Below are 14,410 nucleotides of genomic sequence, written 5' to 3'. Positions count from 1 at the left end.
CCCCGCCCGCGATCCGACCCGTCGGATCGCGCGGCCTCCCTTTTGCTTTTCGCAAAGGACTTGCCCGATGCGTTTCTCGCGCTTTTTCATCGACCGGCCGATCTTCGCGGCGGTCATCGCGGTGGTCATCACCGTCATCGGCGCGCTGGCCTTTATCGGCCTGCCGGTCAGCCAATATCCCGACATCGTGCCCCCCACGGTCACGGTGGCCGCCCAATATCCCGGCGCGTCCGCCGAAACGGTCGCGTCGACCGTGGCCGCGCCGATCGAGCAGGAAATCAACGGTGTCGACGATATGCTTTATCAAAGCAGCCAGTCGACCGGCGATGGCAAGGTGACGATCACCGTCACCTTCAAGATCGGCACCGACCTCGACGCCGCGCAGGTGCTGGTCCAGAACCGCGTCGCCGTCGCCGTTCCGCGCCTGCCCGAAGAGGTGCAACGGCTGGGTGTGGTGACGCGCAAGACGACGCCCGAATTCCTGATGGTCGTGAACCTGCAATCGCCCGACGGGACGTTCGACCGCAATTACCTGTCCAACTATGCGCTGACGCAGGTGCGCGACCGGCTGGCCCGGCTGGACGGTGTGGGTGATGTCCAGCTATTCGGATCGCGCGACTATGCAATGCGCGTCTGGATCGATCCCGGCCGCGCCGCCGCGATGGACCTGACCGCGGGCGAGATCGTGTCGGCCCTGCGCGCGCAGAACGTCCAGGTGTCGGCTGGTGCGATCGGCCAGCCCCCTTACGACCGGGGCGAAGCCTTCCAGCTCGGCGTCGAGATGCAGGGCCGCCTGACATCGCCCGACCAGTTTTCCAATATCGTGATCCGCAGCGACGCCGATGGCCGTCAGGTGCGTGTCCGCGACGTCGCGCGCGTGGAACTGGGCGCGCAGGATTATGCGATCAACACCTATCTGTCGAACAAGCCAACCGTCGTTATCGCGGTGATGCAGCGCCCCGGCTCCAACGCGCTCGACGCGGCCGAGCATGTGAAGGCGGAGATGGACCAGCTTTCCCAGCGCTTCCCCAAGGGGCTGGAATATAGCGTCATCTACAACCCGACCGAATTCATCAGCCAGTCGATCGACGCGGTCTATCACACCCTGCTGGAAGCGGTGCTGCTGGTGGTGCTCGTCATCCTCGTCTTCCTCCAGAACTGGCGCGCGGCGATCATCCCGATCATCGCCATCCCGGTATCGCTGATCGGCACGGCGACGATCCTGGCGGGCCTGGGCTATTCTCTCAACAACCTGTCCCTGTTCGGGCTGGTGCTGGCGATCGGCATCGTCGTCGATGACGCGATCGTCGTGGTCGAAAATGTCGAGCGCAATATCGGTCGGGGCATGACGCCGCTGGAGGCCGCGCGCACGTCGATGGACGAAGTGTCGGGGGCGCTGGTGGCGATCGTGCTGGTGCTGTGCGCCGTGTTCGTGCCGACGCTCTTCATCACCGGCATTTCCGGGGCCTTCTACCAGCAGTTCGCGGTCACCATCTCGACCGCGACGATCATCTCGCTGATCCTCTCGCTCACCCTGTCGCCCGCCGCAGCCGCTTTGCTGCTGCATGCCAAGCATGGCCCGCGCGACCGCAGCAACGACCCGCTCTGGCGGCAGAAGCTGGGCGTGGTGGTGGATGGCTTCAACACTGGTTTCGACCGGATGAGCGAGGGCTATGCCCGCCTCACCCGCTGGCTGGTTGCTCGCCCCAAAAAGATGCTGGCGACCTATGCCGGGCTGATCGTGGCGACGGCGGGCCTGTTCTGGGTGACGCCCGCAGGCTTCATCCCGTCGCAGGACCAGGGCTATTTCATGGCCGTGGTGCAACTGCCCTCGGGCGCGTCGCTCGAACGCACCGACAAGGTGACGCGCGAGGTCGCGGACAAGATCCTGCCGATCAAGGGGCTGCGCGGCGCGGTGATGTTCGCCGGCTTCCATGGCCCGTCGCAGACCGCGGCGCCCAATTCGGCGGCGATCTACTTCCCCTTCAAGAGCTTTGCCGAACGCAAGGCGGAGGGCGTCACCTATGCCGGGATCATGGAGCAGGCGAACAAGGCGATGGCCGGCTATGACAAGGCGCGCATCCTGCTGGTGCCGCCACCCGTCATCCAGGGCATCGGGTCGGCCGGCGGCTATCGCATCATGCTGGAGGACCGGCAGGATCATGGCTATGCCGAACTGAACAAGGTCGCGCAGGACTTCATCGCCAAGGCCAACCAGACTCCCGGCCTGTCGATGATCTACACGCTGTTCGACGTCAGCACCCCGCGCATCTACGCCGATGTCGACCGCGCCAAGGCCGACCTGCTAGGGGTCCCGCCGGAGCGCGTGTTCGAAGCGATGCAGGTCTATCTGGGGTCGGCTTTCGTCAACGACTTCAACCTGCTGGGCCGCACCTATCGCGTTACCGCGCAGGCCGATGCCGCACATCGCGGCACGGTGGCGGACATCGCCAACCTCAAGACCCGGTCCAATGCCGGGGGCATGGTGCCGATCGGCTCCGTCGCAACCTTCCGCGACAAGACCGGCCCCTATCGCGTCGTCCGCTACAATCTGATGCCCGCGGTGGAGGTCGATGGCGACACGGCGCCCGGCTATTCGTCCGGCCAGTCGCTCACGACCATCGACAAGATGAGCGCGGCGCTGCCCGAAGGCTATGCCAGCGAATGGACCGGCATCGCCTATCAGCAGAAGAGCGCGGGCAACACCGCCGGCATCGTCTTCGGCATGGCCGTCTTCTTCGTCTTCCTGGTGCTGGCGGCGCAATATGAAAGCCTGACCTTGCCGCTGGCGATCATCCTGATCGTGCCGATGTGCCTGTTCGCCGCGATGCTGGGCATCAACCTGCGGGGCATGGACAATAATATCCTGACGCAGATCGGCCTGGTGGTGCTGATCGCCCTCGCGGCGAAGAACGCCATCCTCGTGGTCGAATTCGCCAAGCAGGCGGAGGAAGAACAGGGGCTGTCGCCGATCGAGGCCGCCGTTCAGGCCGCGCAGACCCGTCTGCGCCCGATCCTGATGACCAGCTTCGCCTTCATCCTCGGCGCGGTGCCGCTGGTGATCGCGACCGGTGCGGGGGCCGAGCTGCGGCAGGCGCTGGGGACGGCGGTGTTCTTCGGCATGGCCGGTGTGACCGCCTTCGGCCTGCTCTTCACCCCCACCTTCTATGTCGTGTGCCGCGCGCTGGGCGATCGTTTCGCCCGCCGCCGGCGTCCAGAGGCCGACGCTGCCTTGCAGCCGGCCGAATGAGGAACAGAGATATGACCCGGACTTTCATCGCTCTCCTGCTGGGCGCAAGTGCGCTCACCGCCTGCGCCGCCGGGCCGGACTATCGGCCGCCCGCTACCCCGACAACGGCGGCCGCGCCCTTCATCGGCGCGACCGGCGCGGCGGTCAGCACGGCCGACGTGCAGGATCGCTGGTGGACGCTCTATGGCGATCCGCTGCTCGACACGCTCGTCGGGGACGCGCTGGCCGCCAACACCGACATCCGCGTTGCGGTGGCGCGGATCGAGCGGGCGCGGGCGTCGCTGCGCGGCGCGAAGTCGGATCGTCTGCCGCAGACCAGCCTCGGCGCGTCCGGCACCTATAACCGGACGTCGGCGGCGCAGTCGCTGCCGGGCATAGACCGGGAAAATTGGGTGCTCGATGGCGGGCTCGACGTCTCCTACGAAGTCGATCTGTTCGGCCGGGTGAAGCGCGGCGTCGAAGCGGCACGGGGCGATCTGGCGGCGGTGCAGGCCGATGCCGACGGCGTCCGCGTCGCGGTGATCGCCGACACGGTGCGCGCCTATCTCGACGTCACCGCTACGGCCGAACGGCTGGCGGTGGCGCAGCGAACGGTGGCGCTGCTCGATCAGTCGATCCGCATCACCGGCGCGCGATTCGACGTCGGTCGGTCCGATCGGCTGGACGTGATCCGTGTGACCGCGCTGCGCGAACAGCAAAAGGCGACGATCCCGGCGCTGGCCGCGGATCGGGATGCGGCGCGGTTCCGATTGGCCACGCTGACCGGGCGGACGCCGCAGCAATTGCCCGACAGCGTACGCGCGGCGACCCGCACGCCGCAACTGGCCCAGCCGATCCCGGTCGGCGACGGCCAGGCGCTGCTGGCGCGGCGGCCGGATGTGCGCGCGGCCGAACGGCGGCTGGCGGCGGACACGGCGCGGATCGGCGTGGCGACGGCCGACCTCTACCCCCGCATCACGCTGGGCGGATCGGTCGGCACCACGGCGCTGGGTGGCGGCAATGTGCTGGGCGGCGGGCCGTTGAACTGGGTGTTGGGACCGCTTATCAGCTGGGCCTTCCCCAACACGGAAGCGATCCGGGCGCGGATCGGCGCGGCGAAGGCCGACGGCGCGGCCTCGCTGGCGACCTTCGATGGTACGGTGCTACAGGCGCTGGAGGAAAGCGAACGCGCCTTGTCCGCCTACGCCCACGCGATCGAGCGGGCGCGGACGCTGGGTCTGGCGCGGGACGAAGCGGCGCGCGCCGCCCGGATCAGCCTGGCGCGGCAGCGCGAGGGGCAGATCGATTTCCTGACGGTGCTGGACGCGCAACGCACGCTGGCGAGCGCCGAGGCCGATCTGGCGACCGCGACCCGCGCCCTGTCCTTCGCGCAGGTCGATCTGTTCCGGGCGCTGGGCGGGGGATGGGGTCAGGCCGCGGCCTGACCCTACATCACTGATCGGCTTCAGGCCTCGGTCTTCGCCTTGCTCAGATCATAGGCGCCCAGACCCGGCTTGTAGCTCTTCTCGTCGATGAACTGCCGGATGCCTTCCTTGCGGCCTTCGCTCTTGTCGTGGAAATTGGCGGCTTCCTGCATCCGCACCAGATAGTCTTCCGCCTCGTCATAGGTCATGGTGCCGACGCGGCGGACGGCATCCTTGGCGAATTTGAGCGCCACCGGATTCTTATTCAACAGCATCTCCGCCACTGCGGTCGTGCGGGCCTTGAGCTGCTCCAGCGGAACGCTCTCATTGACAAGCCGCATGGCGGATGCGGCCTTGCCGTCGATCAGGTCGCCGGTCAGCGTCAGCCACATGGCGTCGCGCATGGGCAGCAGGTCGACCACCACCTTGGTCACGCCACCGCCGGGCAATATGCCCCAGTTGATCTCGGACAGGCCGAACTGCGCCTCGTCCGCGCAGATGGCGAGGTCGCAGGCGAAGAGCGGACCAAAGCCGCCACCGAAACACCAGCCATTGACCATGGCGATGGTCGGCTTCTGATACCAGCGCAGGCGGCGGAACCAGCCATAGCTTTCGGCCTGCGACTTGCGCACGCCACGCAGGCCCTTGGCTTCGGTTTCGCGGAAATATTCCTTCAGGTCCATGCCCGCCGACCAGGCGGTGCCTTCGCCGCCCAGCACCAGCACGCCGACATCGTCGCGATATTCCAGTTCGTCCAGCACCTCCATCATGCGCCGGTTGAGCGTCGGGCTCATCGCGTTGCGCTTGGCCGGCCGCGCGAAATTCACCCAGGCGATCCGGTTTTCGACATGTACGGAAACGACGTCCTGCTCTTCCATCTTCCTGCTCCTGCACAATATGTATCATAGGCATACAATCTGGCAGCCATGATAGGCAAGCGCTTTTTCAAGGTCGTCGCGGGCAGTCCGCTTGACAAGCAGGCCATACCGCCAGATAATAACGATCGTTATTAATAGACTGGCATGGCCGGCGAAGCGAGGCGAGATGGATGTGCAAGGCAAGACGGCGCTCGTCACCGGCGGTGCATCGGGGCTGGGCGCCGCACTGGTGTCCAACTTGCTGTCCGCGGGCGCACATATTGTGGTGATGGACATATGCGCCAGCAAACTGCCGGGCGTGCGCTCCATCCTCTGCGACATTACAGATGAGGCGGCGGTGGCCAGCGCCATCGCCCAGCTCGGCCCCGTGTCGATCCTGGCGAACATGGCCGGGATAGGCGGCATCGGACCGATCGCCACGTCGGCGGGGCCGGGTGATGTCGCTGCCTTCCGCCGGGTGATCGACGTCAATCTGATCGGCGCCGTGAACGTCACGGCCCATATCGCGCATCGCATGATCGGCAACGCGCCGGACGGCCCGGATGGCACACGGGGCGTGATCCTCAATGCCTGTTCGATCGCGTCCTTCGAAGGGCAGGAGGGGATGGGCGCCTATGGCGCGTCCAAGGCGGCGCTTGCCGCGCTCACGCTCATCTGGGCGCGCGACCTGTCCCGCCACGCGATCCGCTGCGTCGGCATCGCGCCCGGCTTCTTCGCGACACCGATGACCGCGCACATGCCGCAAGCGCTGGTCGAGGAACTGGTCGGTGGCATGGAATTTCCCCGCCGCGCCGGCACAGCCGAGGAATTTGCCGATGCCGCCATGTTCCTGATCCGCAATCCGATGATCAACGCCGAAGTCCTGCGGCTGGATGGTGGGGCGCGTCCGCCCGCGCGCACCCGCTGGACCGCGGCGGCCTGACCCCTTTTACGACAAGGCACAACACAGCATGGCCCAAACGCTTCCATCCGCCACCATCGCCGCCTTCGCGGCGATCGTCGGCAAGGATCATGTCTTTTTCGATGAGGCCGACCAGGCAAGCTATCAGGACAAGTTCGCGATCGACGACGCCCGCCATCACCCGGCCGGGGCAGTCGCCCCCGCGACAGTGGAGGAGATTCAGGCGATCGTCCGCATCGCCTCCGACCGTGGCATTGCGCTGTGGCCGATCAGCCGGGGCAAGAATCTGGGCTATGGCGGTTCCGCCCCGCTGCTGGCGGGGTCGGTGGTGCTGGACCTCAGCCGGATGAAGAAGATCGACTATGACGAGGCGAACGGCACGGTGCTGCTGGAGCCGGGCGTCGGCTTCTACGACCTCTACGACTTTCTGAAATCGAGGGGCATGAAACATTGGCTGTCGGTGCCGGGCAATAGCTGGGGATCGGTGGTCGGCAATGCGCTGGATCGCGGCATGGGCTATACCCCCTATGGCGAACATGCGACGCGCATCTGCGGCATAGAGGCGGTGATGGCCGACGGCCTCGTCGTGCGGACCGGCATGGGCGCTCTGGAGGGCGCGCCGACCTGGCAGCTCTACCGCTTCGGCTTCGGCCCCGGTTGGGACCAGATGTTCGTCCAGTCCAATTTCGGCATCGTCACCAAAATGGGCCTGTGGCTGATGCCCGCGCCGGAATCGCTGATGGGCATGGATCTGGAATTCGACCGGCCGGAGGATCTGGGACCGCTGATCGACGCGATCGCGCCGCTCCGTCGCGAAGGGCTGTTGCAGCAGTCGCCGACCATCGGCAACTGGCTGCGCGCCGCTGCCGTGGTCACGACCCGCGACCAGTGGACCGACAAGCCCGGCGCGCTGCCCGACGATGTGATCGCGGCGATCCGCAAGAAGTTCAATGTCGGCTGGTGGGGGGTGAGCCTGCGGCTTTACGGCCGGGATTCGGTCAACAAGGCGGCCTATGCGATCCTGGAGCAGGAACTGGGTAAGCTCAAGCCCATGTCGCTGCGCCCCACGACATGGAAGACCGGCGAACCGCTGGAGGCGACCGGCTGGACCGGCACGCCGCTCACCATGCCGATGCAGAACGCCAACTGGCATGGCGGCCGCGGTGGCCATATCGGCTTCTCGCCCATCCTGCCGCAATCGGGCGCAGCGGCGCAGGCCCAGTTCCAGCGCACCTACGCCCGCTACAAGGAATATGGCATGGACTATCAGGCCAGCTTCGCCTTTGGCGAGCGCCACCTCATCAACGTCAACGCCGTGCTCATCAACAAGGACGATCCAGACCTGATGGGCCGGGTCGACCCCTTCCTCAAACATCTGATCGCCGACGCCAAGGCCCAGGGCTATGGCGAATATCGCACCCATCTCGACTATATGGACGCAGTCGCGGGCACCTATGATTTTAACAGAGGTGCGCTGGGGCAGCTCAATCGCAGGGTGAAGAATGCACTCGATCCCAAGGGTGTGATCGCACCGGGGAAGAGCGGCATCTGGCCCAGCAATCGCATGGGAGGGCGGGGCTGATGCGCCGGGGCATGATCGCGCTGGCGGGCGCCGCGCTGATATTGGCAGGCGCCGCCTGCGGCCGGGCGAGCGAAACGCCGACGCAGGCATCCAAGGGGCCGCCGCCCTTGCCCGCGCCCGAAACGCTGTCGTCGCGGCCGGCGGCGGGGCCGGGCGAAAAACTCTATCTGGCGAAATGCGCCATGTGCCATGGACCCGGTGGCATGGGGACCGGCTTGCTGGCGCGACGCACCGACCAGCCCTTGCTGGAAAAGCGCACCGATCTGACCATCGACTATGTGGTACAGGCGGCGCGGACGGGCATCGGCAACATGCCCGCCATCCCGCGGGGCGAAGTGAGCGACGCCGAGTTGCAGCAGATCGCCGAGCATCTGGCCAAGGGGGCGAAGCCATGAGCGGCCTGTCTCGAAGGAGCTTTCTGGCAAGCGCAGCGGTGGCCTCGACGGCGGTGATCGGCGGACGGACGGAGGCGACCACCTTGCCGCTCCTCCTGCACGACGCGCAACTGATGGCCGGCCGCCGCTTCGCTGCCCGCGCTCAGTCATTGGGCGGCCAGGCCGTGACGCTCGACGGCGATCGCGTGCGGCAGATGCGGGCTTTGCTGGCGACTTCGCCCACGGCGATCTTCGCTGTCACCCGGCGCAGCGACGAACTCCTGGTCGGCGAGATCGCGGCCGAGGCAGGCTATCGGCGCGTGGCGCTGGTGCGGCATGGCCATGGTTCTACGGTAGCCAACTGCGAGGCGAACGGCGCCACCGTCGCCAAGCTGGCACACCTTTCCCAAGCCAACTGGCCCGAAGCCTTTGCCGAACTGGCGCTGGACAAGATCGGCCAATGCGCCGTCGCGCCCGCCATCGAGATGATGCCCGCGTTCAGTTGGGTGATGGTTAGACCTTAAACATCCGTTCGCTTCGAGCCCTTCGACTGTCTGACAAGGCAGGCGCTCAGGACAGGCCAAGGTCGAGAAGCGGCCAGAGCTGCGCTCCCGTTTCTCGACACGCTCGAAACGAACGGCTGGTGTTACCGCCGGATAATCAGCGAGTCCGGCCGCTTGCGCGGCACCCATTCCCCGCGACCGGGAAAATTCTTCAGCACTTCGCCATCCCAAAGCCGCACGGTACGGCGATGGAAGCGCCACTGGCCGTCGGCACCCTTCACCGCATGGTCGTCATACCAGCCGGCAAAGCGCAACAGATAGGGCGGCTCGCCCTCGCACTCGGTCACGAAGGCGAAGCCGCGCATCTTGCAACTGCCGTCGTCCTGTGCGGTATATTGAACCTGCGTCACATGATGCTGGCGCCCCGGAAAGCCCGGCGCATTGCGATAATGTTCGGCGATGCCGCGAATCCCTTCATGGCCCTCCCAGATGTCGGGATCGTCAAATACTTCCTCCACCATGCGCGCGTCCGGGGTGAAGCAGGCGACCAGCCCGTCGACGTCACCCGTGTCGAGCGCCCAGCTATAGGCGGCGATCAGGTCTTGCAGCGCAATCCGGTCCTCGATCGGAAGGGAAGGCATGATAGTCACTCTCCTTAGTTTCTATGGCTTGACGCAATAATAACATTCGTTACGATTATCTGCAACAAGACGACAGATCATGCAAGCGAGAGGACGCATGGGGAAGATCATCATTTCAGGCGCTTCGGGTTCGTTCGGGCGGGCGGCGGCGGAATTGCTGCTGGAAAAGGTCGCGCCGCAGGATGCGATATTGCTGACCCGCACCCCGGCCAGGCTGGCCGATCTGGCAGCAAAAGGCGCCGACGTCCGCTTCGCCGATTTCGACGATCCCGCCACCCTTCCCGCCGCGATGGCGGGGGGCGAAAAGATGCTGCTGATCAGCACCGCGCGCGTCGGCACCCGCGTCGGCCAGCATCGCCATGCGGTGGAAGCGGCGGTCGCGGCTGGCGTCCGGCACATCGTCTACACCTCGATCATCGCCGCCGATCAGCCCGGCAATCCCGCGATCGTCAAGAACGACCATCGCGCGACCGAGGAGATTATCGAAGGCTCCGGCGCCGCCTGGACCCATTTGCGCGACAGCCAATATGCCGAGGCGATCGCCGGGCCGATGACCATCCCCGCACTGATGATGGGCGGAAAGCCCGACAATTGCGGTGATGGCCCGGTCGCTTTCGTCAGCCGCGACGATTGCGTCGCGACCGCCGTGGGCGTGCTGACCCAGCCGGGCCACGAGAATCAGGCCTATGTGCTGACCGGTCCCGACCTCATCACCATCCCGCAGGCGATGGCGCTGGCGAGCGAACTCGCCGGCAAGCCGATCGTGGTCGAAGCCGTCGATGACGAGGCGATGTTCGCCTATTTCGATGGGCTGGGTGCGCCGCGCCATGCCTCCGACATCGTGCCCGACGGGCCGATCCCCTGGTCGAGCGACGACATGGTGACATTCGGCCAGTCGATCCGCGAAGGCTATTTCGCGGAAAAGACCGACTGGGTGGAAAAGATCACCGGTCGCAAGCCGAAAAGCCTGCGCGACGTGATGCTGGCGCACAAGGAAGGCTGGCCGCTGTGAAGAAGATGATGGCCGCGCTGGCGGCGTTGCTGGCGCTCGCAGGATGCGCGGGCGGTGGAACGACGGGTGACAGCGGGGCGGGCGACGACTGGCCCTATACCGGCGGCGACGTCTGGGGCAGCCATCATTCGCGCCTGACCGATATCGACAAGGGCAATGCGGGGCGGCTGGGCCTCGCCTGGTCCTATGACCTCAACACCAACCGCGTGCAGGAAGCGACGCCTGTGGTGGTCGATGGGGTGATGTACACCAGCGGCAATCTCGGCCGCGTCTATGCGCTCGACGCCGCGAGCGGCCAGCCGCTCTGGACCTTCGAGCCGGAGGTCGACATGCAGTCCAATCGGTCGACCTGTTGCGATCAGGCCAATCGCGGTGTCGCCGTGGCCAATGGCAAGGTCATGGTCGGCGCGCTTGACGGGATGCTCTACGCGCTCGACGCGAAGACCGGCAAGATCCTCTGGAAGACCGACACGGTGGTCGATCACAGCCGGGGCTATACCAGCACCGGCGCGCCCGAAGTGGCCGGCGACCTCGTCATCCTCGGCAATGCCGGCGCGGAATATGACACGCGCGGCTATGTCACCGCCTATCGCATCGCAGACGGCACGCAGGCCTGGCGTTTCTACACCGTACCCCATGATCCGGCCAAGGGACCGCAAGAGGACAAGGCGCTCGACGCCGCGCTCAAGACCTGGGACGCCAACAGCCGCTGGGATATCGGCGGCGGCGGCACCGTCTGGGATGCGATCAACTATGATCCCAAGTTCGGCACCGTCTATATCGGCGTCGGCAATGGCGGCCCCTATTCGATCGCGACCCGATCGCCCAAGGGTGGGACCAACCTCTATCTCTCCTCGATCGTCGCGCTGGACGCCAAAAGCGGCGCGGTGAAGTGGCATTATCAGGAAACGCCCGGCGATAGCTGGGACTTCACCGCCACCCAGCCGATGGTGCTGACGGAGATGGAAGTGGACGGGCAGGTTCGACCGGTCATCCTCCATTCGCCCAAGAACGGCTATCTGTTCGTGCTGGATCGCGAAACCGGCAAGCCGCTGCGCGTCAATCCACTCGTGCGGACCAACTGGACCAGGGGATTCGACAAGGATGGCGTGCCGCAGATGACGCCGGACCGCACCGATTTCTGGAACGGCCCGCGTATCGTCTTCCCGGCATCGGCGGGCGCGCGCAACTGGTATCCGGCCGCCTATGATGCGGAGCGCAAAAGCTATTATGCCTCTGTGCTGGACATGGGGAACCTGATGTTCACCGTGCCCCCCGGCACCCCGGCGGAAGCGCGGCGGCCCAAGGCGCTCAATGTCCAGACGACGCTCATCTTCACCCCGCAATTGCAGGCCGTGCTGCCGACCCTGCCGCCCGCGATCCGTGAACAGGTGGAAAAGCTGCCCGAAATGCAGTGGGTGAAGGACAAGCCTTATTCGTCGGAATTGCGCGCGATCGACCCGCTGACCGGCAAGGCCCGCTGGGCGGTGCCGACCGAAGGGTGGCAGGACCGGATGGGTATGCTCTCCACCGCGTCCGGCCTCATCGTCCACGGCACGATCGGCGGCAAGTTGATGGTCCGCGACGCCGACAACGGCAAGCTCATCAAGGCAATCGACACCGGCACTTCGATCATGGCCGCGCCCATGACCTATCGCGTGAAGGGCGTGCAATATATCGCGGTCGCGGCTGGCTTCGGCGGCGGCGGCTGGGGCTATGTGCCGCGCTATTCCGCCGCCTATCGCAACGGCAATGCCAACCGCATCCTGGTGTTCAAGCTGGACGGCGGACCGGTGGCGCAGCCAACGCCGCTACCACCCGTGGAGGTGGCCTCCGCACCGCCCGCGCAAAAGCCCGGCGTGACGCCAGCGATGATCGCCAAGGGGCAGGGGCTGTTTTTCCAGAATTGCGCCATCTGCCACAGCAACCAGCTACGCTCGACCGCGCCCGACCTGCGGCGGATGCAGCCAGGCACGCATGACATGTTCAATCAGATCGTGCGGGAAGGACTGTTGCTGCCGGGCGGGATGCCACGCTGGGACGACCTGCTGGGCGTAGAGGATGTCGATGCCATCCATGCCTGGCTGATCGCCGAACAGGGGCCGTTGCGGGAGCGCGAGTTGAAGCTGAAAGCCGCCGGCAAGCCGCTCGACGCGCCCAGCGCCGCCATCATGTCCAATTTCTAGGAACGATCATGGAAGACACCGACATCATTGTCGTGGGCGGCGGTTCGGCCGGGTCCGCGATGACCGGGCGGCTGGCCGATGCGGGCCTGTCCGTCACCCTGATCGAGGCGGGCGGGACCGACCGGCATATGCGGTCGCGCATCCCCGCGCTTACCAGCGCCATCGTGCAGAATCCCGCCTATGACTGGTGCCATCAGGTCGAGCCGGACCCGTCGGTGGGTGGCCGGGCCGATATCTGGCCGGCGGGCAAGATGCTGGGCGGTGGCAGCGCGCTCAACGGCATGATGTTCATTCGCGGCCATCGCTGGGACTATGACGAATGGGCGCGGCAGGGCGCGGCGGGATGGGATTATGAATCGGTCCTGCCCTATTTCCGGCGGATGGAGGATAATGAGCGCGGCGCCGACAAGTGGCGCGGCACCGGTGGACCGATCGCGGTGTCCGAAGGGCGCGCGCGCTATCCGATTACCGACCAGTGGATCGCAGCGGCGCAGGCGGCGGGCATCCCCCGCTCGTCGGACTTGAACGGGCAGAACGCCGAGGGCGTCGACTATGTGCAGGTGTCACAGCGAGGCGGCACACGCTGTTCCGCGGCGCGGGGCTATCTGCACGAGCGGCGCAGTGGCAAGGCGCCCACCATAATGCTGGGGGCGCAATTGCTGCGCATCCTGATCGAGGCAGGTCGCGCGGTCGGCATCGTCTATTGGCAGGACGGCGTTGAAAAGACGCTGCGTGCGCGCCATGGCGTGGTGCTGAGTGCCGGGGCGATGAACACGCCGCGCCTGCTGATGCTGTCCGGTATTGGCCCGGCCGACCATCTGCACGCCCATGGGATAGAGGTCGTCCGCGACCTCCCCGGCGTCGGCGCCAATCTTCAGGACCATGTGGGCACCCATGTCGTGAACGAGGTGGATGTGCTGACGCTCAACAGCGACGCGCAGGGGCTGCGCGGGGCGTGGCAGGTGCTGCGCTACGCGCTGTCGCGTCGCGGCGCGCTGACCACGGCGATCGGCCACGCCCAGGCCTTCGTGAAGAGCCGGCCGGACCTGCCTGCGCCCAATCTGCAGATCAGCTTTGCCGCCTTCGCTTTCGATTTCGACGAACAGGGCCGGCTGATGCTGCGCAAGACGCCGTCGGTCTCGACCCTGGTCGGGCTTATGCGGCCCAGCCATCGCGGGCGGATCAGCCTGCGCTCGGCCGACCCTTTCGCGCCGCCGAAAATCGAACATCGGCAACTGGGCAGCGACGATGATATCGACCAGATCGTCGAGGGCATCGGCATCGCCCGCTCGATCCTGCATGAGACACCGATTGCGACACATATAAGGGGGGAGCTACGCCCCGGCGCGGGGCTGACCGACCCGGAACAGTTGCGCGCCTACGTGCGCATGGCATCGATCCCACTATATCACCCGGTCGGCACGGCCAGGATGGGCGCGCGCGACGATGCGTTGGCGGTGGTCGACGCCGATCTGGCCGTCATCGGCGTCGAGGGGCTGTGGGTCGCCGACGCCTCGGTCATGCCCAGCCTTCCCGCCGGCAATACCAACGCCACCGCGATCATGATCGGCGACAAGGGCGCGGATCACCTGCTGAGGCGCCTCCGCCGCAATTGAGGCGCTGGCGGCGCGGGGCCTGCTTTGCCACAAGGCGGGCATGACACCGAATCGCGCCGCCCTC

At 66.2% G+C, this 14,410-nt stretch carries 11 protein-coding genes; 9 read left to right on the top strand and 2 right to left on the bottom strand.

Annotated elements, in window-relative coordinates; all coding sequences use genetic code 11:
• The first annotated feature begins 67 nt into the window (after window positions 1–67).
• Both SBA_RS21820 and SBA_RS21815 read left to right on the top strand, forming a co-directional pair.
• Window positions 68–3,250, top strand: coding sequence for an efflux RND transporter permease subunit (locus SBA_RS21820; protein ID WP_261937005.1), 3,183 nt, complete (start codon window positions 68–70; stop codon window positions 3,248–3,250).
• A gap of 11 nt (window positions 3,251–3,261) precedes the next feature.
• Window positions 3,262–4,674, top strand: a complete 1,413-nt coding sequence (locus tag SBA_RS21815) for an efflux transporter outer membrane subunit (protein WP_261937004.1) — start codon at window positions 3,262–3,264, stop codon at window positions 4,672–4,674.
• A 20-nt stretch (window positions 4,675–4,694) separates the two neighbouring features.
• Here SBA_RS21815 and SBA_RS21810 read toward each other — a convergent pair whose 3' ends face one another.
• A complete protein-coding gene (locus SBA_RS21810; protein ID WP_261937003.1) occupies window positions 4,695–5,531 on the bottom strand; it encodes a p-hydroxycinnamoyl CoA hydratase/lyase in 837 nt (278 codons plus the stop codon).
• A 166-nt stretch (window positions 5,532–5,697) separates the two neighbouring features.
• Here SBA_RS21810 and SBA_RS21805 point away from each other — a divergent pair, with 166 nt between their 5' ends.
• From SBA_RS21805 to SBA_RS21790, 4 genes are read left to right on the top strand one after another with little or no spacing between them, the layout of a single operon-like run.
• Entirely contained in the window at window positions 5,698–6,453 is a 756-nt protein-coding gene (locus tag SBA_RS21805) for an SDR family NAD(P)-dependent oxidoreductase (RefSeq protein WP_224550608.1), read from the top strand.
• Window positions 6,454–6,481: 28 nt separating this feature from the next.
• Window positions 6,482–8,014: an FAD-binding oxidoreductase gene (locus SBA_RS21800; RefSeq protein ID WP_261937002.1), complete on the top strand. Its 1,533-nt coding sequence runs from the start codon at window positions 6,482–6,484 to the stop codon at window positions 8,012–8,014.
• Window positions 8,014–8,409 (top strand): c-type cytochrome, encoded by a 396-nt coding sequence (locus SBA_RS21795; RefSeq protein ID WP_261937001.1) that lies wholly within the window; start codon window positions 8,014–8,016, stop codon window positions 8,407–8,409. The genes SBA_RS21800 and SBA_RS21795 overlap by 1 nt, the downstream gene beginning before the upstream one ends.
• Complete coding sequence (locus SBA_RS21790) at window positions 8,406–8,912, top strand: hypothetical protein (RefSeq protein ID WP_261937000.1); 507 nt, start codon at window positions 8,406–8,408, stop codon at window positions 8,910–8,912. The genes SBA_RS21795 and SBA_RS21790 overlap by 4 nt, the downstream gene beginning before the upstream one ends.
• Before the next feature lie 122 nt (window positions 8,913–9,034).
• On the opposite strand, the gene SBA_RS21785 is transcribed toward SBA_RS21790, so the two are convergent.
• Window positions 9,035–9,532 carry a nuclear transport factor 2 family protein gene (locus tag SBA_RS21785; RefSeq protein ID WP_261936999.1) on the bottom strand — a complete coding sequence of 166 codons (498 nt, stop codon included), beginning with the start codon at window positions 9,530–9,532 and terminating at the stop codon, window positions 9,035–9,037.
• Between the two features lie 97 nt (window positions 9,533–9,629).
• On the opposite strand from SBA_RS21785, the gene SBA_RS21780 reads away from it, so the two are divergent.
• The 3 genes from SBA_RS21780 to SBA_RS21770 are packed head-to-tail and all read left to right on the top strand — an operon-like array spanning window position 9,630 to window position 14,346.
• A complete protein-coding gene (locus SBA_RS21780) occupies window positions 9,630–10,544 on the top strand; it encodes an NAD(P)H-binding protein (protein ID WP_261936998.1) in 915 nt (304 codons plus the stop codon).
• Between the two features lie 5 nt (window positions 10,545–10,549).
• Window positions 10,550–12,730, top strand: coding sequence for an outer membrane protein assembly factor BamB family protein (locus tag SBA_RS21775; protein ID WP_261937488.1), 2,181 nt, complete (start codon window positions 10,550–10,552; stop codon window positions 12,728–12,730).
• Between the two features lie 8 nt (window positions 12,731–12,738).
• Entirely contained in the window at window positions 12,739–14,346 is a 1,608-nt protein-coding gene (locus SBA_RS21770) for a GMC family oxidoreductase (protein WP_261936997.1), read from the top strand.
• Window positions 14,347–14,410: the final 64 nt, after the last annotated feature.

It is taken from the genome of Sphingomonas bisphenolicum (genome assembly GCF_024349785.1).
GTDB lineage: Bacteria > Pseudomonadota > Alphaproteobacteria > Sphingomonadales > Sphingomonadaceae > Sphingobium > Sphingobium bisphenolicum.
The sequence above is the reverse complement of the archived record's forward strand: the minus strand, read 5'-3'. Positions and strand labels throughout refer to the sequence as shown.

Bases quoted from the DNA above. Each gene is read 5' to 3' on its own strand.
- SBA_RS21800 (WP_261937002.1), top strand. From the start codon at position 6,482: ATGGCCCAAACGCTTCCATCCGCCACCATCGCCGCCTTCGCGGCGATC.
- SBA_RS21780 (WP_261936998.1), top strand. From the start codon at position 9,630: ATGGGGAAGATCATCATTTCAGGCGCTTCGGGTTCGTTCGGGCGGGCG.
- SBA_RS21805 (WP_224550608.1), top strand. From the start codon at position 5,698: ATGGATGTGCAAGGCAAGACGGCGCTCGTCACCGGCGGTGCATCGGGG.
- SBA_RS21795 (WP_261937001.1), top strand. From the start codon at position 8,014: ATGCGCCGGGGCATGATCGCGCTGGCGGGCGCCGCGCTGATATTGGCA.
- SBA_RS21810 (WP_261937003.1), bottom strand. From the start codon at position 5,531: ATGGAAGAGCAGGACGTCGTTTCCGTACATGTCGAAAACCGGATCGCC.
- SBA_RS21815 (WP_261937004.1), top strand. From the start codon at position 3,262: ATGACCCGGACTTTCATCGCTCTCCTGCTGGGCGCAAGTGCGCTCACC.
- SBA_RS21785 (WP_261936999.1), bottom strand. From the start codon at position 9,532: ATGCCTTCCCTTCCGATCGAGGACCGGATTGCGCTGCAAGACCTGATC.
- SBA_RS21820 (WP_261937005.1), top strand. From the start codon at position 68: ATGCGTTTCTCGCGCTTTTTCATCGACCGGCCGATCTTCGCGGCGGTC.
- SBA_RS21775 (WP_261937488.1), top strand. From the start codon at position 10,550: ATGATGGCCGCGCTGGCGGCGTTGCTGGCGCTCGCAGGATGCGCGGGC.
- SBA_RS21790 (WP_261937000.1), top strand. From the start codon at position 8,406: ATGAGCGGCCTGTCTCGAAGGAGCTTTCTGGCAAGCGCAGCGGTGGCC.
- SBA_RS21770 (WP_261936997.1), top strand. From the start codon at position 12,739: ATGGAAGACACCGACATCATTGTCGTGGGCGGCGGTTCGGCCGGGTCC.